The sequence below is a fragment of the Limnohabitans sp. Bal53 genome, from assembly GCF_003063355.1.
Lineage (GTDB): Bacteria > Pseudomonadota > Gammaproteobacteria > Burkholderiales > Burkholderiaceae_C > Limnohabitans_A.
This window is the reverse complement of the sequence record NZ_NESH01000001.1, coordinates 542,552-561,062: the sequence shown is the minus strand read 5'-3', so window position 1 is coordinate 561,062 and position 18,511 is coordinate 542,552. Positions and strand designations below refer to the sequence as shown.

At 61.0% G+C, this 18,511-nt stretch carries 15 protein-coding genes and 1 pseudogene; 11 read left to right on the top strand and 5 right to left on the bottom strand.

Annotation, left to right across the window (positions count from 1 at the left end; genetic code table 11):
• The first annotated feature begins 19 nt into the window (after nt 1–19).
• From leuS to ruvC, 11 genes are all read left to right on the top strand, one after another.
• Nucleotides 20–2,785 (top strand): leucine--tRNA ligase, encoded by a 2,766-nt coding sequence (gene leuS / locus B9Z50_RS02600; protein WP_108362097.1) that lies wholly within the window; start codon nt 20–22, stop codon nt 2,783–2,785.
• Nucleotides 2,786–2,827: 42 nt separating this feature from the next.
• Nucleotides 2,828–3,364 carry an LPS assembly lipoprotein LptE gene (gene lptE, locus B9Z50_RS02595; protein ID WP_108362526.1) on the top strand — a complete coding sequence of 179 codons (537 nt, stop codon included), beginning with the start codon at nt 2,828–2,830 and terminating at the stop codon, nt 3,362–3,364.
• Between the two features lie 8 nt (nt 3,365–3,372).
• Complete coding sequence (gene holA / locus B9Z50_RS02590; RefSeq protein ID WP_108362096.1) at nt 3,373–4,425, top strand: DNA polymerase III subunit delta; 1,053 nt, start codon at nt 3,373–3,375, stop codon at nt 4,423–4,425.
• Nucleotides 4,426–4,504: 79 nt separating this feature from the next.
• A complete protein-coding gene (locus B9Z50_RS02585) occupies nt 4,505–5,785 on the top strand; it encodes a glutamate-5-semialdehyde dehydrogenase (protein WP_108362525.1) in 1,281 nt (426 codons plus the stop codon).
• A gap of 125 nt (nt 5,786–5,910) precedes the next feature.
• Entirely contained in the window at nt 5,911–7,206 is a 1,296-nt protein-coding gene (gshA, locus tag B9Z50_RS02580; protein WP_108362524.1) for a glutamate--cysteine ligase, read from the top strand.
• 113 nt (nt 7,207–7,319) lie between these two features.
• Nucleotides 7,320–9,209 carry a potassium transporter Kup gene (locus B9Z50_RS02575; protein ID WP_370463049.1) on the top strand — a complete coding sequence of 630 codons (1,890 nt, stop codon included), beginning with the start codon at nt 7,320–7,322 and terminating at the stop codon, nt 9,207–9,209.
• A 6-nt stretch (nt 9,210–9,215) separates the two neighbouring features.
• Entirely contained in the window at nt 9,216–9,800 is a 585-nt protein-coding gene (locus B9Z50_RS02570; RefSeq protein ID WP_108362095.1) for a YqiA/YcfP family alpha/beta fold hydrolase, read from the top strand.
• Between the two features lie 44 nt (nt 9,801–9,844).
• Entirely contained in the window at nt 9,845–11,908 is a 2,064-nt protein-coding gene (locus B9Z50_RS02565) for an RNB domain-containing ribonuclease (RefSeq protein WP_108362094.1), read from the top strand.
• Entirely contained in the window at nt 11,898–12,827 is a 930-nt protein-coding gene (locus tag B9Z50_RS02560; protein WP_108362093.1) for an energy transducer TonB, read from the top strand. Before B9Z50_RS02565 ends, B9Z50_RS02560 begins: the two co-directional genes overlap by 11 nt.
• Before the next feature lie 37 nt (nt 12,828–12,864).
• Nucleotides 12,865–13,596 carry a monofunctional biosynthetic peptidoglycan transglycosylase gene (mtgA, locus tag B9Z50_RS02555; RefSeq protein ID WP_108362522.1) on the top strand — a complete coding sequence of 244 codons (732 nt, stop codon included), beginning with the start codon at nt 12,865–12,867 and terminating at the stop codon, nt 13,594–13,596.
• Between the two features lie 26 nt (nt 13,597–13,622).
• Nucleotides 13,623–14,171, top strand: a complete 549-nt coding sequence (ruvC, locus tag B9Z50_RS02550; RefSeq protein ID WP_108362521.1) for a crossover junction endodeoxyribonuclease RuvC — start codon at nt 13,623–13,625, stop codon at nt 14,169–14,171.
• A gap of 16 nt (nt 14,172–14,187) precedes the next feature.
• Here the strand turns inward: ruvC and panC are convergent, their stop codons facing one another.
• The 5 genes and pseudogenes from panC to B9Z50_RS02525 form a co-directional block, all read right to left on the bottom strand.
• Nucleotides 14,188–15,036, bottom strand: coding sequence for a pantoate--beta-alanine ligase (gene panC, locus B9Z50_RS02545; protein ID WP_108362092.1), 849 nt, complete (start codon nt 15,034–15,036; stop codon nt 14,188–14,190).
• 26 nt (nt 15,037–15,062) lie between these two features.
• Nucleotides 15,063–15,521, bottom strand: a pseudogene (locus B9Z50_RS02540) (3-methyl-2-oxobutanoate hydroxymethyltransferase); the annotation flags it as partial.
• Between the two features lie 83 nt (nt 15,522–15,604).
• On the bottom strand, nt 15,605–16,402 hold the full coding sequence (locus B9Z50_RS02535) for a ScpA family protein (protein WP_108362520.1): 798 nt from the start codon (nt 16,400–16,402) through the stop codon (nt 15,605–15,607).
• Nucleotides 16,403–16,523: 121 nt separating this feature from the next.
• Nucleotides 16,524–16,727, bottom strand: a complete 204-nt coding sequence (locus B9Z50_RS02530; RefSeq protein ID WP_108362091.1) for a DUF3460 family protein — start codon at nt 16,725–16,727, stop codon at nt 16,524–16,526.
• 78 nt (nt 16,728–16,805) lie between these two features.
• Nucleotides 16,806–18,485, bottom strand: coding sequence for a SulP family inorganic anion transporter (locus B9Z50_RS02525; protein WP_108362090.1), 1,680 nt, complete (start codon nt 18,483–18,485; stop codon nt 16,806–16,808).
• Nucleotides 18,486–18,511: the final 26 nt, after the last annotated feature.

Here is an 18,511-nt window from a genome sequence, read left to right as displayed (position 1 = left end):
GCCCCTACAATTTAGCCCTATGCAAGACAAGTACAACCACCTCGAAGTCGAACCCGCAGCGCAGTCCCGTTGGACGGCTCGCGATGCCTACCGCGTCACCGAAGACGCCAGCAAAAAGAAGTTCTACGCCTGCTCCATGCTGCCTTACCCCAGTGGCAAGCTGCACATGGGCCATGTGCGCAACTACACCATCAACGACATGCTCACGCGCAGCCTGCGCATGAAGGGCTTCAATGTCTTGATGCCCATGGGCTGGGACGCGTTTGGCCTGCCTGCTGAAAATGCCGCCCTCAAAAACGGCGTGCCCCCGGCCAAATGGACGTACGAGAACATCGCGTACATGAAAAAGCAGATGCAGGCCATGGGCCTGGCCATCGACTGGTCGCGCGAAGTCGCCACTTGCGACCCGACCTACTACAAGTGGAACCAGTGGCTGTTTCTCAAGATGCTGGAAAAAGGCATCGCCTACCGCAAGACCCAGGTTGTCAACTGGGACCCGGTGGACCAGACGGTGCTGGCCAACGAACAGGTGATCGACGGCAAAGGCTGGCGCACCGGTGCGCCCGTGGAAAAGCGCGAAATCCCCGGTTACTACCTGAACATCACCCAGTACGCGCAAGAGCTGCTGGACCATGTCCAGATCGGCAACGACAAGGCCACACTCAACGGCTGGCCCGACAAAGTGCGCCTGATGCAGGAAAACTGGATCGGCAAGAGCGAAGGTGTGCGTTTCGCGTTTCCGCACGAAATCCAAGGTGCTGACGGTCAGCTGATTGGCGACGGCAAGATGTACGTGTTCACTACCCGTGCAGACACCATCATGGGCGTGACGTTTTGCGCGGTGGCGGCTGAGCATCCTCTGGCGTTGCACGCTGCGTCCAGCAACCCCGCTTTGGCGGCGTTTTTGGAAGAGTGCAAGAGTGGCGGCACAACAGAGGCCGAAATGGCCACCCAAGAGAAAAAGGGCGTGGCCACAGGCCTGTTTGTGACGCATCCGTTGACGGGTGCTCAGGTCGAGGTTTGGGTTGGTAACTACGTGTTGATGTCTTATGGCGACGGCGCCGTGATGGGTGTGCCTGCACATGACGAGCGCGACTTTGCGTTTGCCTTGAAATACGCATTGCCCATCAAGCAGGTTGTTGCTGCACGTGCCCCGGCCTTGTCTTCGCCTGCGTCGGGCGCCTCAGACGCAAGCTCAACATCGTTGCCCAACGCAGGCAAAGCCAAGGCCTCTGAGGTCTTCGATGCAACCGCATGGTCCGAGTGGTATGCCACCAAAGACGGCGTCTGCATCAACTCCGGTGAACTCGACGGTTTGAATCAAAAAGCCGCTGTTTACAAAGTGGCCGAGTTACTGGCCGCCAAAGGCTTGGGCGAGAAGAAAACCACTTGGCGTCTGCGCGATTGGGGCGTGAGCCGCCAGCGCTACTGGGGCACGCCGATCCCGATCATCCATTGCGACGAACATGGCGCGGTGCCGGTGCCCGAAAAAGACCTGCCCGTGGTGCTGCCGCAAGACTGCATCCCCGACGGCTCGGGCAACCCGCTGCACAAGCACGAGGGCTTTCACGCCGGGGTGACCTGCCCGGTGTGTGGCAAGCCCGCCCGCCGCGAAACCGACACCATGGACACCTTCGTGGATTCGTCCTGGTATTTCATGCGCTATTGCGACCCCAAGAATGACCAAGCCATGGTCGCCGATGGTGCCGATTACTGGATGCCGATGGACCAGTACATTGGTGGCATCGAGCACGCCATCTTGCACTTGCTGTACGCCCGCTTTTGGACCAAGGTCATGCGCGACCTGGGCCTGGTCAAGGTCGATGAGCCCTTCAGCAAGCTGCTCACGCAGGGCATGGTGCTCAACCACATCTACTCGCGCCGCACGGCCAAGGGTGGCAAGGACTATTTCTGGCCACACGACGTGGAGCATGTGCTGGACGAGACCGGCAAGGTCATTGGCGCCAAGCTCAAGAACGAAGCGGACAGCGGCGACGGTCGCCTGCCGGTGGGTACTGCCATCGACTACGAGGGCGTGGGCACCATGTCCAAGTCCAAGAACAACGGCGTCGACCCACAAGACCTGATCGAGCGCTACGGCGCCGACACGGCACGTCTGTACACCATGTTCACCGCGCCGCCCGAAGTCACGCTCGAGTGGAACGACTCGGCCGTGGAAGGCAGCTACCGCTTTTTGCGCCGGGTCTGGAACTTTGCTTTCAAGCACCACGAGCTGTTGCGCTCGGCCACGGGTCAAGATCTGAGCCAAGCTGTATTGGGCGACTCGGCCAAAGCGCTGCGCCGCGAAATGCATTTGGTGCTCAAACAAGTGGGTTACGACTATGAGCGCATGCAGTACAACACGGTGGTGTCCGGTTGCATGAAGCTGCTCAACGCGCTGGAAGACTTCAAGCCCGATGCCAGCGCAGGCGACACCGCCGCCCTGTGTGAAGGGCTCTCGCTTTTGATGCGCATGCTCTACCCCGCTTGCCCACACATCACCGACGAAATCTGGCAGCAGCTGGGTTTTGCTCAAGCTGCAGGCGAGTTGCTCGACGCGCCTTGGCCCACTGTGGACGAGTCGGCCCTGGAGCGTGACCAGATTGAGCTGATGCTGCAGATCAACGGCAAGTTGCGTGGTGCCATCTTGGTGCCCGCTGCAGCCGACAAAGCGCTGATCGAGACCACTGCCCTGGCCCATGAAGCCGTCGTCAAGCAAGCGGCTGGTGCCGTGCCCAAGAAGGTGATTGTGGTCCCTGGCCGTTTGGTCAACGTGGTGCTGTGAGCCCACGGACTGATGCCCGCACACCCCGATGATCTCCCTGTGATGAACACTTCACGCCGCCGCTGTTGGCAGTTGCTCGGTGCTGGGCCTGTGCTGGTGGGTCTCTCGGCCTGCGGCTTTCAGCTGCGCAGCGCGGGCGATTACCCGTTCAAAACGCTGTACGCCAATTTTTCGACCAGCTCGCCCTTGGGTGTGGAGTTGCGCCGCAACTTGCTGGGCACGGGCCGCATCACGCTGCTGACCGAGCCCGCACAAATGGCCACAGCCGATGCGGTACTGGACATTCTGAGTGAAGAACGCCAGCAGGCGGTGGTCGGCGTGAACGCCTCGGGCCAGGTGCGCGAGCTGCAATTGCGCTTGCGTGTGCGGTTCCGTTTGCGCATGCCGCAAGGCCTGGTGCTGATCGAACCGGTCGAGCTGGCCCAGCAACGTGACCTGAGTTTCACCGAAACCGCAGCGCTGTCCAAGGAAATCGAGCAAGCCACCCTGTACCGTGACATGCAGACCGACATCGTGCAGCAGATCATGCGGCGACTGTCGGCGGTCAAGCCGCGTGCCGCGGCGACAGCCCAACCCTGAGACGCGCCATGCAACTGGCCCTGCCCCAGCTCGGTGCGCACCTGCAAAAAGGCCTGCGCAGCCTGTACATCCTGCACGGCGACGAACCCCTGATGCAGCAAGAGGCGGCCGACGCCATCCGCGCCAGCGCACGCGCGCAGGGCTACACCGAGCGCAGTGTGCACACCGTCTCCGGGGCCCATTTCGACTGGAGCGAGGTGCTGGCCGCAGGGGGTTCGCTGAGTCTGTTTGCCGACAAACAAATCGTGGAGGTGCGCATTCCCTCGGGCAAGCCTGGCAAGGAGGGCAGCGCGGCCATCCAGCAAATGGCTGCATCCACCCAAGGCAATGACAGCACATTGACCCTGGTCATGCTGCCCAAACTGGACGCGGCCACGCGCAAAGGGGCCTGGTTTGCGGCCCTGGAAAACCATGGCGTGCTGATCGCCACCGACCCGGTCGAGCGCAATGCCTTGCCTCAATGGATCGCCCAGCGCCTGCAAATGCAGGGCCAAAGCGTGGCCGCAGGCGAAGAGGGCCAACGCACGCTGCAGTTTTTTGCCGACCGCGTGGAGGGCAATTTGTTGGCTGCGCACCAGGAGATCCAGAAACTGGGCCTGCTCTACCCAGCAGGCGAACTCAGCCAAGCGCAGGTCGAGTCGGCCGTGGTCAATGTGGCCCGTTATGACGTGTTCAAGTTGTCCGAATCGGTCTTGTCGGGCCAGGTGGCCCGGGTGCAGCGCATGCTCGACGGCTTGCAGGCCGAGGGCGAGGCCGCTGTGCTGGTGCACTACACCCTCGCAGAAGACATTCGTGCCATGAAGCGCGTGAAAGACGCCATGACCGCCGGCAAACCCTTGCCCATGGCCCTGCGCGAGCAGCGCGTTTGGGGCCCGCGCGAACGCTTGTTCGAGCGCGTGTTGCCACGCATGAGCGAAGCCCGCTTGAATGGCCTGCTGCAAGCGGCCCACCAGGTCGACGGGATCGTCAAAGGCCTGAAAGTGCCCGATTGGCCGACCGACCCCTGGCAGGCCCTGCAACGCTTGGCTGTGCGATTCTCGCGTTTTTGCGTCGTGCGTTGATTGCACCAGCGTCCGATGACTGCCCATGCACATGGCAGGTTGGCTCCAAAGCGTCATTGGCTTCTGCGAAAATGGCCACATGACCGAAATGAACACCGCTGAACACATGCAGTCCTTGGGCCAACAGGCCAAAAAAGCGTCTGCGCTGATGGCCAAAGCCTCTGCGGCCACCAAAAATCAGGCTTTGCGCCATTTGGCTGCCTTGTTGCGTGAGAACACTCAGGCTCTACAAGCTGACAATACCAAAGACTTGGAGCGCGCCCGCGCTGCCGGGCTGGCTGAGCCCATGGTGGACCGCTTGAAACTCACACCCCAGGTGTTGGAGACCTGTGCCCAAGGCTGCGAGCAATTGGCGGCCATGCCCGATGTGATCGGCGAGATCATCGGCATGAAGCAGGTGCCGAGCGGCATCCGTGTGGGCCAGATGCGCGTGCCGATTGGCGTGTTCGGCATGATTTTCGAGAGCCGCCCCAATGTGACCATCGAAGCGGCCAGTTTGTCCATCAAAAGCGGCAACGCCTGCATCCTGCGCGGCGGCTCTGAAGCGATTGAGTCGAACAAGGCCTTGGCCAAATTGGTGCAGCAGGCGTTGACCGAGAGCGGTCTGCCTTTAGATGCAGTGCAACTGGTGCAAACCACCGACCGCGCCGCGGTGGGCCAGCTCATCACCATGCCGCAGTTTGTTGATGTGGTGATTCCGCGAGGCGGCAAAGGCCTGATCGAGCGCATCAGCGCCGAAGCCAAAGTGCCCGTCATCAAGCATTTGGACGGCAATTGCCACACCTACGTGGACGACCCGTGCGACATCGACATGGCTGTGAAAGTGGCGGACAACGCCAAAACCCAGAAGTACAGTCCTTGTAACGCCAGTGAGAGTCTGCTGGTGGCGCGCAGCGTGGCCGCTGAATTTTTGCCCAAGATCGGCGCGATTTACGCAGCCAAAGGGGTTGAAATGCGCTGCTGCCCCAAGGCCAAGGCGATTTTGAGTCAAATTGCCAAAGCCAACCTCAAGGACGCCACCGAGCAAGACTGGTTCGAGGAATACCTCGCGCCCATCATCAGCATCAAGGTGGTCGAGGGGGTGGATGAGGCGATTGCCCACATCAACCACTACAGCAGCCACCACACCGACGCCATCCTGACGCGCGACCACATGCACGCCCAGCGCTTTTTGCGCGAGGTGGACTCGGCCAGCGTCATGGTGAACGCCAGCACCCGTTTTGCCGATGGTTTCGAGTACGGGCTGGGTGCCGAAATTGGCATCAGCACCGACAAGTTCCATGCCCGTGGCCCGGTGGGCATCGAAGGCCTGACCTCGCTCAAGTACGTGGTGTTGGGCGAAGGCGAGGTGCGCGGCTGAGTGCCGCGCTTTCCGTGCACAGGCGCACAAGCGGCTGGCACAGTGTCCGGTTGGCGCTTGCAATGGCGCAGGCCGGCCCCATATGATTTTTAATTTTGATCTGATTTTCGCGATAAAGGATGCCCATGGTTCCCCACCTCATCACCGCCCTGAATGGCCCCATCAATGAGTTGGAGCAGCGCATCCTCGACTCCATGCCCGCCATTGAGCGCTGGTTCCGCCTGGAGTGGATGGAACACACTCCGCCGTTCTACACCTCGGTGGACATCCGCAACGCGGGCTTCAAACTGGCCCCGGTGGACACCAACCTCTACCCCGGCGGCTGGAACAACCTGACGCCAGAGATGCTGCCCTTGGCGGTGCAAGCGGCGCAGGCGGCCATCGAAAAGATCTGCCCTGAGGCCAAAAATCTGCTGATCATCCCCGAGAACCACACCCGCAACACTTTTTACCTGACCAATGTGGCGCAGTTGCAGCGCATCTTCCACATGGCGGGCCTGAATGTGCGCATGGGCTCGATCAACCCCGAGATCAAAGAGCCAACCACCATCGAATTGCCCAACGGCGAAAGCGTCACGCTTGAACCCGTGGTGCGCAGCCAGCACCGCCTGGGCCTCAAAGACTTCGACCCCTGCACCATCTTGCTCAACAACGACCTGTCGGCCGGTGCTCCGGGCATTCTGGAAGAGCTTCATGAGCAGTTTTTGCTGCCGCCCCTGCACGCGGGCTGGAGCGTGCGCCGCAAGACCAAGCATTTCCAGAGCTACGAAGAGGTGGCCAAGCGCTTTGGCAAGCTGCTGGGCATCGACCCGTGGCTGATCAACCCGATGTTCAGCCAGTGTGGCGATGTGAACTTTGCCGAAGGCACCGGCATGGACTGCCTGCGCAGCAACGTGGACGCGCTGCTGACCAAGATCAAGCGCAAGTACAAGGAATACGGCATCAACGAAAAACCGTTCGTGGTGGTGAAAGCCGACAACGGCACCTATGGCATGGGCATCATGACGGTGCGTGATGTGTCTGACTTGGATGCTTTGAACCGCAAAACCCGCAACAAAATGAACATCATCAAAGACGGCCAGACCGTCAACGACGTGATCATCCAGGAGGGCGTGCTGACCAATGAGCGCATCAACGACGCCGTGGCCGAGCCGGTGGTCTACATGATGGACCGCTATGTGGTGGGCGGCTTTTACCGCGTGCATGCCGAGCGCGGTGTGGACGAGAACCTCAACGCCCCGGGCGCGAGCTTTGTGCCTTTGGCCTTTGCCGACACCCCGCACCTGCCCCAGCCCGGCGTCAAACCTGGCGCCAGTGTGCCCAACCGCTTTTACATGTATGGCGTGATTGGCCGCTTGGCCATGTTGGCCGCCAGTTATGAGCTCGAAGCCACCGACCCTGAGGCCGAGGTCTACGACTGAAGAGGGCCCCGGGTCAAACGACCAGTTGTTGCACTGCAACATTTCTAAAAATGAGCCGTGACAGTGCGGAAAAAGAGGGCGCACAATAGCCCTCTTCGCAGCTTAGCGGCCCCATGCGGGTGCCGCCCCTTCGTGTGGCCTCTACCCGTTCTTCACTTGCCGCCCTGACTTTGGGGGCCATTGGTGTGGTTTATGGCGACATCGGCACCAGCGTGCTGTATGCCATGAAAGAGGTGTTTGGCTCCGGCCATGTGCCTTTCACCCCCGACAACGTCTACGGCATCCTCTCGATCTTTTTTTGGACACTGACCACCATCGTGTCGGTCAAGTACGTGGTGCTGGTGCTGCGCGCTGACAACCATGGCGAGGGCGGGTTGGTGGCCATGCTGGCGCTGGCCTCGCAATCGGTCAAAGATCGGCCACAGCTGCGTAAGGTTTTGCTGATCGTGGGCATTTTTGGCACCTGCCTTTTTTATGGCGATGGGGTGATCACCCCCGCCATTTCGGTGCTGTCAGCAGTCGAAGGCCTGGAGGTCATTTCTCCCACTTTCAAAAAGTACGTGATTCCGCTCACGCTGGTGATCCTGTTTGGCTTGTTCTGGGTCCAAAAACGCGGCACGACTGGCATCGGCAAGTTCTTTGGCCCCATCACCCTGGTCTGGTTTGCCACCATCGCGGTGCTGGGCGTGTCGCACATCGCCCACCACCCCGAAATTTTGCTGGCCATCAGCCCGCACTATGCGTTGGGCTTCATGTGGCACAACCCGGGCACCACTTTCATCATCTTGGGGGCGGTGGTCTTGTGCGTCACGGGTGGCGAAGCGCTGTATGCCGACATGGGGCACTTCGGTAAAAAACCGATCCGTCTGGCCTGGTTCAGCGTCGTCATGCCTTGTCTGACATTGAACTATTTCGGCCAGGGCGCTTTGCTCTTGGCCGAACCCGAGGCCGTCAAAAACCCCTTCTTCATGATGGCCCCCGACTGGGCCTTGCTGCCGCTGGTGGGCCTGGCGACCATGGCCACGGTGATCGCCTCGCAAGCCTTGATTTCCGGCGCGTTCAGCGTGACCAAACAGGTCATTCAGTTGGGTTATCTGCCTCGCCTGCAGGTGCAACACACCAGCGAGACCGACACGGGTCAAATCTACATGCCTTTTGTCAACTGGGGCCTGTTTGTCGCCATTGTGCTGGCTGTGGTCATGTTCAAGTCGTCGAGCAACCTGGCTGCAGCGTACGGCATTGCGGTGTGCACCGACATGCTGATCACCACCGTGCTCACCTTCTTTGTGATCCGCTACGCCTGGAAGCTGCCGCTGGCGCTGTGCATCGGCGCCACAGGCTTTTTCTTTGTGGTCGATCTGGCATTTTGGGCGTCCAACCTGCTCAAGCTGCTCGACGGCGGCTGGTTCCCGCTCTTGATCGGTACGGCGGTGTTCACCCTGATGCTGACCTGGCACGATGGTCGCCGCTTGCTCAACGAATCTTTGCGCTCGGACGCCTTGCGCCTGACGGATTTTCTGGAGGCCGTGTTCATTTCGCCGCCCACACGGGTAGAGGGCACGGCTGTGTTCCTCACGGCCGAGTCCGGCAATGTGCCCAACGCCTTGCTGCACAACTTGAAGCACAACAAAGTGCTGCACGAACGCAACCTGTTTGTCACCGTGCGCAGCCACGAAGTGCCGCGCATCGATGCCCAAGAGCGTCTGGATGTGACACCGCTGGGACATGATTGCTGGCAAGTCATCGTGAACTACGGTTTCAAGGACAACCCCGATTTGCCGACGGCCTTGACCAAAATCCGGGGTGAGGGCTACAAGCTCGATCCGATGACGACCAGTTACTTCCTCTCGCGCGACATCGTGATCCCCACCATCGGCGGCGGCATGGCGCCCTGGCGTGAAAAAATCTTTGCCCAGATGCACCACAACGCCTCCGGCGCGGCTGCGTTTTTGAGCCTACCCACCAATGCGGTGGTTGAGCTGGGCTCGAAAATCGAAATCTGAAGCCCCGTGCACACCACCCATTTGCTTTACTTGCATGGTTTCCGGTCGTCGCCGCAATCGGCCAAGGCCCAAATCATGGCCCAGCGGGTGCAAGCCCTGCACCCCCGTGTGACCTGGTGGTGCCCACAGTTGCCCGCATCGCCCGCCCAAGCCATGGACCTGTTGCTGCAGGGCACTGCCACCTGGCCGCGTGGGCAGATGGCGGTCATGGGTTCTTCGCTTGGGGGCTTTTATGCGGCATGGCTCTCGGCGCACTTGGCCATCCCAGCGGTGCTGATCAACCCAGCCGTGCACCCTTCGCGCGATTTGGCGCGATACATCGGCGAGCACCCGGTCTGGCAAGACCCCGCGCAAAGCATCTTTTTTGAGCCCGCTTATGTGCAAGAGCTCAAAGTGCTTGAAAGTCAGCCCCCACTAACACTGCCCACTACGCTGGCCATCATCGCCAAGGGTGATGAGGTGCTGGACTGGCGCGAAATGCTGGCCTGCCACCAGTCTGGACAAGTGCGCCTGATCGAGGGCGGCGATCACGCCCTGAGCGATTTTGAATACCACTTGCCGCAAATCCTTGAATTTCTGCAGCTGGCTTGAAGCCTGACAGGCCGAATGGCCGGGTGGCATGGGAAAATCCCACCATGTACGTATTATTTGAAGATGCCGGCAAATTCATGGCCGGTCGGATCATGTCCGAAGCCGAGGCCTCTGCGCAGGTCGAACTCGACTCCGGCAAACGGGTCAAGGTCAAATCGGCCCACATGATGCTCAGGTTCGACAAACCGGCCCCGGCCGCTTTGCTGAGTGATGCCGCCGCCTTGAGCCAAACCATCGAGTTGGAGCTGGCCTACGAATGCGCCCCGGACGAAGAGTTCGGCTTTGGCGACTTGGCCAAAGACTATTTCAGCACCAACGCCAGCACCACCGAGCAGGTGGCGGCTTTGCTGCGCTTGCACGAAGCCCCGCATTACTTCCGCCGGGGTGGTGCCAAGGGGCGCTTTCGCAAAGCCCCCGCCGAAATCGTGCAACAGGCCTTGCTGGCCATCGAAAAGAAAAAGCAGATCCAAGCTCAAATCGAGGCTTGGTCGGCCGATCTGGTGGCGGGCACTTGCCCCGAGCCGATCCGAGAGCAGCTCTACAAAATCCTGTTTCGCCCTGACAAGAACACGCCCGAATACAAGGCCGTGGTCGAGGCCAGCAAGAGCAGCCAGACCGCGCCTTTGGACCTGCTGCAAAACGCGGGGGCCATCGCCTCAGCTTGGGATTTCCATTGGCAGCGTTTCCTGTTCGACCTGTTCCCCAAGGGCACGGGCTTTCCCCCTTTGCAAGCGCCGGCCATCACCGACGACTTGCCGCTGGCCCCGGTGCAGGCTTTTTCGATTGACGACTCGCACACCACCGAAATCGACGACGCCCTGTCGCTGCAGGGTCTGGGCACGGGTACGGTCACCGTGGGCGTCCACATTGCCGCACCGGGCCTGGCCCTGAGCCCTGGCAGTCCGATTGACCAGCTCGGCCGTGCCCGCCTCTCTACCGTCTACATGCCTGGCTACAAAATCACCATGTTGCCCGACAGCGTGGTGCAGGCCTACACCTTGATCGAGGGGCGCGACTGCCCGGCGGTGTCGCTGTACGTCACCTTTAGTGAAGACACGCTGGAAGTGCAAAGCGCCGAGACACGCCTGGAGCGGGTGCCGATCTTGGTCAACCTGCGACACGACCAACTGGACGATCGCATCACCCGCGAATGGCTGGAGGGCGAAGACCAGAGCGACCACGCAGACGTGCCCGTGAGCCGCGACACCCTGGCGTTTTACTGGCGCCTGGCGCAAACCCTCAAGGCGCGGCGAGAGGTGGTGCGCGGCAAGCCCGAAAACTTCAACCGCCCGGACTACAGCTTTAAGCTCGAGCGGGACAGCAATGACACGCCGCCCACGGGTGACGAGACGGTGGTGATCGGCACCCGCAAACGCGGCGCGCCGCTTGATTTGATGGTGGCCGAGGCCATGATCTTGGCCAACAGCACCTGGGGCCAGTGGATGGCCCAGCTGGGTGTGCCCGGCATTTACCGCAGCCAAGCCAGTCTGGCGCCCGGTGTGAAAGTGCGCATGGGCACCAAGGCGCTGCCGCACGCCGGCATTGGCGTGCCCAGCTACGCCTGGAGCACCTCGCCGCTGCGCCGCTACACTGACTTGGTCAACCAGTGGCAAATCATCGCCTGCGCCAAGCATGGCGCCACCGCTGCACTGGCCGCGCCCTTCAAGCCCAAAGACGCCGAGTTGTTTTCCATCATCAGCGGTTTTGACGCGGCCTACAGCGCCTACAACGGCGTGCAGTCCAGCATGGAGCGTTACTGGACGCTGCGCCATGTGCAGCAGCACAGCCTCGAGGAGCTGGACGCCAGCCTGGTCAAGGAAATGGGCGGCGGAGCCTGGCTGGTGCGCGCCGACACCTTGCCGCTGATGTTCAGCGTCATGGGTGCGAACAATCTGCCACGCGGTGCACGCGTGCGCGTCAAGTTGGCCGATGTGGACCTGATGGCCCTGGATGTGCGCGGCACCGTGATCGCGCACTTGGACGCTGAAGGCCAGGGCGCTGGCACGGACGAGGCCGAACAAGAGGCCGAGGATGAGGACAACCTGCCTGCGGGTCCGGTGACCATCGCGGTGGACCTGAACGACAGCACACCACTTCATGCGGCCTGACAAGAAACCACCGCTCGCCAAGGAGACCCGTCACACCGCAGGTCCTTTGCAGCAGTCCTCCCACAGGGTTTTGAGCTGGACATTGGGCTTGTCCGTGGCCGTTCACGCGGGTTTGGTGGGTTTTCGTTTTGCTGCACCTGAAACCTATAACCGGGTTTTTCAGGACACACCGCTGGAAGTGATTTTGGTCAACGCGCGCAGCCAGGAGCGTCCCCAGGAAGCCCAAGCTTTGGCGCAGGTCCGTTTGGCCGGTGGCGGCGAGGTGCCCGAAGTGCGCATTTCCAGCTCGCCCTTACCGCCCGCGATGAATGCTGCTGCGGGCACGGACCGCAGCGAGGTTCAGCAAAAAATCGAAGTGCTCAAAATGCAGCAAATGCGTTTGCTGACCCAACTCAAGGATGAGCTGGCCGTGCTCACCCGGGAGAATGCAGGCGACAAGAGCGACAGCCCCGATCGCGAGGCCAAGGTGCAACGCCAGCAGCAATTGGCGCGTCAGTTGGCGCAAATCGAGCAGCGCGTAGACCAAACCCAAGGGGCGGCCCGCAAGCGCTACATCAGCCCGGCCACTCAAGAGGCGGTGTATGCGATTTACTACGACAAAATGCGCCACAGCATCGAGTACCAGGGGACATTGAACTTCCCGGAGGCAGCCGGTGAAAAACTCTACGGCGAATTGACCATGGTGATCACGGTCGACAGTCGGGGACAGTTGCTCAGTACCGAAGTGGCCCGCTCGTCAGGCAATCCATTGCTCGACGAACGCGCGGTGGCCATCGTGCGGACCGCCGCACCGTTTGGCCTTTTCAACCGAAAGATGCGGGCCCAGGCCGATCAAATCGTGGTGGTCTCGCGCTTCAATTTCTCGCGGGACGACACATTGGCCACCCGCATGATGGCTTCTGAGTCCTTCAAACCGTGAGCTGCTCAATGCTTTGTCCCTTAGAGGTGGTTGCATGATGCGTGCTTTAGGACGCTGGTTGCTGCTTTTGGCCTTGGCCTGTGTGGGCTTGCAGCTGTTTTTTATCCTGCGCATCGCTGCCATGGCTTGGATCGCCCCCGAATCCACCAGCTTCCAACGCTCGCAGGCTTGGCAAATTCTCAAGCAGCAAGGGCAATTGCCTTGGCGGCAGGACTCTGTGGCGTTCAAAGCCATGTCCACCAATTTGCAACGCGCCGTGATCGCCTCAGAAGATTCGGCCTTCACCCAGCATCACGGCATTTGGTGGCAGTCCCTTGAAAAAGCCTGGGAAAAAAATGCCCGTGCCAAAGCGCAAGCCGAAAAACGTGCCCAGCGCCAACCGGACAAACCGGTGGACGTCAAAATCGTGGGCGGCTCCACCATCACCCAGCAGCTGGCCAAAAACCTGTTTTTATCGGGTGAGCGCACGCTGCTGCGCAAGGGCCAAGAGATGGTGCTGGCGCTGACGCTGGAGGCTTTGCTCAGCAAAGAGCGTATTTTGGAGATCTACCTCAACAGCGTCGAATGGGGAGAGGGCGTGTTCGGTGCCGAGGCGGCGGCGCAGCACTACTTTCGTAAAAGTGCGGCCCGGCTCAACGCTTGGGAGGCCGCTCGCCTGGCAGTGATGCTGCCGCGCCCGCGTTATTTTGAAAAGCTGGCGCAGTCGGCCTACTTGGCGCGGCGCGCCGAGACCATCATGGCGCGCATGAACGATGTGGTGCTGCCATGAGCCTGAGTACCCCAGCCCCCGCCAGCATTCGCATCCTGGGCATCGACCCGGGTTTGCAAACCACCGGCTTTGGCGTGATCGAGATCACCGGCTCGCGCCTTCAATACGTAGCCAGTGGCGTCATTGAGACCACGCGTGGTGAGATGGGCAACCTGCCCGCCCGGCTGAAAATCATCTACGACGGCGTGCGTGAAATCACCGCGCGCTACCAGCCCGATGTGGCCTCGGTCGAGATCGTGTTCGTCAACGTCAACCCGCAAGCGACTTTGCTGCTCGGTCAGGCCCGGGGTTGTGCGGTCACGGCCTTGGTGTCGTGTGACTTGCCAGTGGCCGAATACACCGCTTTGCAAATGAAGCAATCGGTCACCGGGCACGGGCGCGCCGCCAAATCTCAGATCCAGGAGATGGTCAAGCGCTTGCTGCAGTTGCCCGTGCTGCCCCGGCAAGACGCGGCCGATGCCTTGGGCATGGCCATCACCCATGCGCATGCCAGCCCTTCGATGAACAAGCTGGCCGCGCAAGGCGTGCTCAGCCGCAAAACCCATGGCATGTTCCGCAGCGGTCGCAGCCATTGAGCCGGCTGCGCAACCATCAAATTTCGAAGTTGTCGATCAGGCGCGTTGCACCCAATTTCGCGGCACCCAGCACCACCAGCGCATCACCGGCCTGAGGGGCTTGCAGGTCGCTGCGCCGGCGCACTGTCAAGTAGTCGGGCTGCCAGCCGCTTTGGCGCAGACCTTCCATGGCTTTCGCCTCCAGCGCGGGCAAGTGTCGGGTCAGCGCCTCGGCGGCAGCCAAGGCGTCGCGTCCCAATTCGCGCAGGGCCATTGACAGCTGCAGCGCTTGGTTGCGCTCAGGCTCACTCAAATAACCGTTGCGCGAACTCAGGGCCAGGCCGTCTTCGGCGCGGCAAGTTTCCACGCCCAAGACCTCGATGGGCAGCGCAAACTGCCGCACCATCTGGCGAATCACCATGAGTTGCTGGTAATCCTTTTTGCCGAACACGGCCACGCCCTGGACCTTGCCTGCAAACACAGCCGTGAACAATTTCATGACGACAGTCGAGACGCCCGTGAAAAAGCCGGGTCGAAATGCACCCTCCAAAATATCACCCAGCGCAGGGTCGGCATGCACCTTGAAGGTCTGGGGCTCAGGGTAGAGATCGGTTTCGCGCGGCGCAAACACCACGTCGCAGCCCGCAGCTTGCAGCTTGGCGCAGTCGGCTTCCCAGGTGCGGGGATAGCTGTCAAAGTCCTCGTGCGGTAAAAATTGGAGTCGGTTCACAAAAATGCTCACGACGGTGCAGTCACCCAAGGGCTTGGCGCGCGCCACCAGTTGGATGTGGCCGTCGTGCAGATTGCCCATGGTGGGCACAAAAGCGGGGCGTTGCGAAGGGCTCAGGGCTTGACGGAGTTCGTCGATGGAGCGTGCAATGATCATGGGTCAAAAACGCCTTACCAGGCGTGCAGTGTGTTGTCGGGGAACTGACCGGTCTTGATGGCGCGCACGTGAACGCCCATGGCCCCCGCTTGCATCAGCTCGGTTGCGCTGAGCAGAGCTGGCTCTTTGGACGCCTGGTCACTGCCAAAGGGCAGGTCGCCCATGATCCATGCCGTGCCTTGTGCGCGACGAATGCCGCGTGCGACGCTTTCGGTGTGGCAGCGCATGGTGTCCAGTCTCACGCCCACGGTGCTGGGCAAACCTTGACAAACCATGCCCAGCGAGTTCCCCACGAGGAAACAGTCCACGCCAGCGGCATCGGCCGCAGCAGCAAAGGTGGCGTCATAGGCGGTGAGCATGGTGCTCTTTTCACCGCGCTCGCGCAGCGCGTTCAGGCGCGGCAAACGGATGCGTTGGCGGGCAGCCACAGGTGAAGCAGGTGGCGATGTGCCGTAGGGGGTAGCGTTGAAGGTGTTCAAGGCAATCGCTAGTTGTTCTCAGGGCGTGAAAGTCAGCGGCTCAGGATGGCCCTGACGGGCAGCCCTGCAGACTTCAGGGCGTGTGCGGGTCAATTGGGGGTGTAGGCCAGGCGCACGTAAATCGGCGCAAAGGCCTCGGCCTGGGTGATCTCGATCAGGGTTTCCTTGGCCAGCTCCAGCAAGGCGATGAAGGTAACCACCAGCACCGGCACACCCAAACTTGGATCGAACAGGTTTTCAAACTCCACAAATTTACGCCCTTGCAGGTGCTTGAGCACGATGCTCATGTGCTCGCGCACGCTGAGCTCTTCGCGGCTGATCTTGTGGTGTTGCACCAGGTTGGCGCGTTTGAGGATGTCACGCCAAGCCGATTGCAGCTCGTCCATGCTGACATCGGGAAAGCGCGGCTGCAGACTTTGCTCGATGAACACTTGGGCCTGCAAAAAGTCGCGGCCGTATTGCGGGATCACGTTCAGTTGCATCGAGGCCAGTTTCATTTGCTCGTATTCGAGCAGGCGGCGCACCAGTTCGGCACGCGGGTCTTCGGCCTCCTCGCCCTCGGCCACTTTTTTCGGGGGCAGCAGCATGCGCGACTTGATCTCGATCAGCATGGCCGCCATGAGCAGGTATTCGGCCGCCAGCTCCAGGTTGCGCTGGCGGATCTCTTCGACATAGCTCAGGTACTGGCGCGTCACGCCCGCCATGGGGATGTCGAGGATGTTGAAGTTTTGTTTTCGGATCAGGTACAGCAGCAAGTCCAGCGGGCCTTCGAAGGCCTCCAGAAACACCTCCAGCGCATCTGGCGGGATGTAAAGGTCGCTGGGCATGGCAAACAGCGGCTCACCATACAAACGCGCCAAGGCCACTTGGTCGATCACCGAAGGCATGGCCGCATTGGCCGCGACTTCGGGCAGCTGCAAGGGTTCAGGCTGGGGGGGCGTGGTGCTCACGGGCGTGGGGACCTGGAAAGTCGGGCCATCAAGTCGTCAGGGTTTGAGTCAATGCCGCTCAGGCCTTTGTTTGGTAAACGTAGGGCTTTTGCGCCACACGGCCTTGCTTGAACTCGGCTTGGATGTCGCGATCGATCGGTTTGTCCCACAGCAGACCGCGGCCTTGGCGCTGTTCGGCTTCGAGCTCGGGGCGCTGGGCCTTGAGTTGGTCAATGAACTGGGTCGTGTCAGAGCTGTAATCGGGGCGGCGAAAAATGGACATGGCGGGCAATCTGTGCAGGGCAAAAACAAAAGGCTTTTGGCAGTCCCTGAAGACAGTCAAAACCTGAGTGGAACCATTTTAGCGGGCCGGGTCTGCGCTCAAGCTGACGGCCAGGGCCAAGCTGCTGCTCAGGTCAGGCTGCAGGTGGTCTTTGATGTGCTCCAGCAGGCCGCTGCGCTGGGCCATGTCGAGTGGCTGGTGCGTCAGTCCGCACACAATGAGCTGAACTTGTTTTTTGCGGCAGGTCTCGATCAGGTTCAACAGCGCGTCCGCGCCCGAGGAGTCGATGTAGATGACGTTTTTCAGGTCCAGCACCAGTGTGGGCGTGTTGATTTTGTCCTCGATGGCCTCGATCAGTTTGACCGCCCCAAAGAACAGCGCGCCGTACATGCGCCAAGCCTGCACCCGGTGCTCAAAACCGGCCAGGCCTGGCTGCTCGACGCGGGTCACGCCTTCGCAGCGTGTCAAGCTGGAGATGCGGTAAATGAATGTGAGGCAGGCCGCGATCAGGCCGACCTCGACCGCCACCGTCAGGTCAAACACCACGGTGAGGAAAAACACCGCAAGCAAGGTGATGCGGTAGGGCATGCGGTACTGCTGCAGGTGCATGAATTCACGCCACTCGCCCATGTTCCAGGCCACAAACATCAAGATCGCGGCCAGCGCCGCCAGGGGGATGTGCCCGGCCAGGGGGGCGGCCACCAGCACCACGACCAGCAAGGTCAGCGCATGCACCATGCCCGAAATCGGGGTGGTGCCACCGCTTTTGATGTTGGTCACAGTGCGGGCAATGGTGCCTGTGGCGGGCATACCGCCAAAAAACGGCGTGACAAAGTTGGCCACGCCTTGCGCCATCAGTTCCTGGTTGGGGTTGTGGCGGTCGCCGATCATGCCGTCGGCAATGCGGGCGCACAGCAGCGATTCAATGGCCCCCAACAGCGTCAGTGTCAAGGTGGGCATGAGCAAAAAACGGGCGCTGTCCCAACTGAACTCGGGCCAGGCAAAGCCGGGCATGGACGAGGGGATCCCGCCAAACTTGCTGCCAATGGTCTCTACGGGCAAATTCAGAATCCAGGTGACCAGGGTGGCAAACACCAGCGCCACGATGGAGCCTGGGACCATGCTGGCCCAGCGGTATCGGGTGTCCGTCAAGCGGCGGGTCATGCTCAACCAACCCACCACCAAAGACAAAGACGCCAAGGCCAGCAGCAAGGCGGCCAGGTTGGCAGTGTGCAGGTTCAGCCACAGGGTGTTCAGGATGCCAAAGAAATCGGCGGGCATGGCAGCCACTTTCAGGCCCAGAAAGTCCTTGATTTGCGACAGCATGATCAGCACCGCGATGCCGTTGGTGAAACCAATCACCACCGCCACCGGGATGAAGCGGATCAGCGTGCCCAGTCGGAACAACCCCATCAAGAACAACAAGACGCCCGACATGGCGGTGGCCAAAATCAGGTTGGCCAAGCCATAGCGCTCGACGATGCCGTAAACGATCACGATGAAGGCCCCGGCCGGTCCGCCGATTTGCACCCGGCTGCCACCCAAGGCCGAGATCAGAAAGCCCGCAATGATGGCGGTGAACAGGCCCGCCTCGGGTTTGAGGCCTGAGGCGATGGCAAAGGCCATGGCCAGTGGCAAGGCCACCACCCCCACGGTCAGACCCGCGCCCACGTCTTGGGAGAAGCGCTCGCGGTTGTAGCCGTGCAGACTGTCGAGCAAACGGGGACGAAAAAAATGCGTGGCCTGCATCCAGTTCATGGGTGTCTCGTGTTTATTTTTATAGG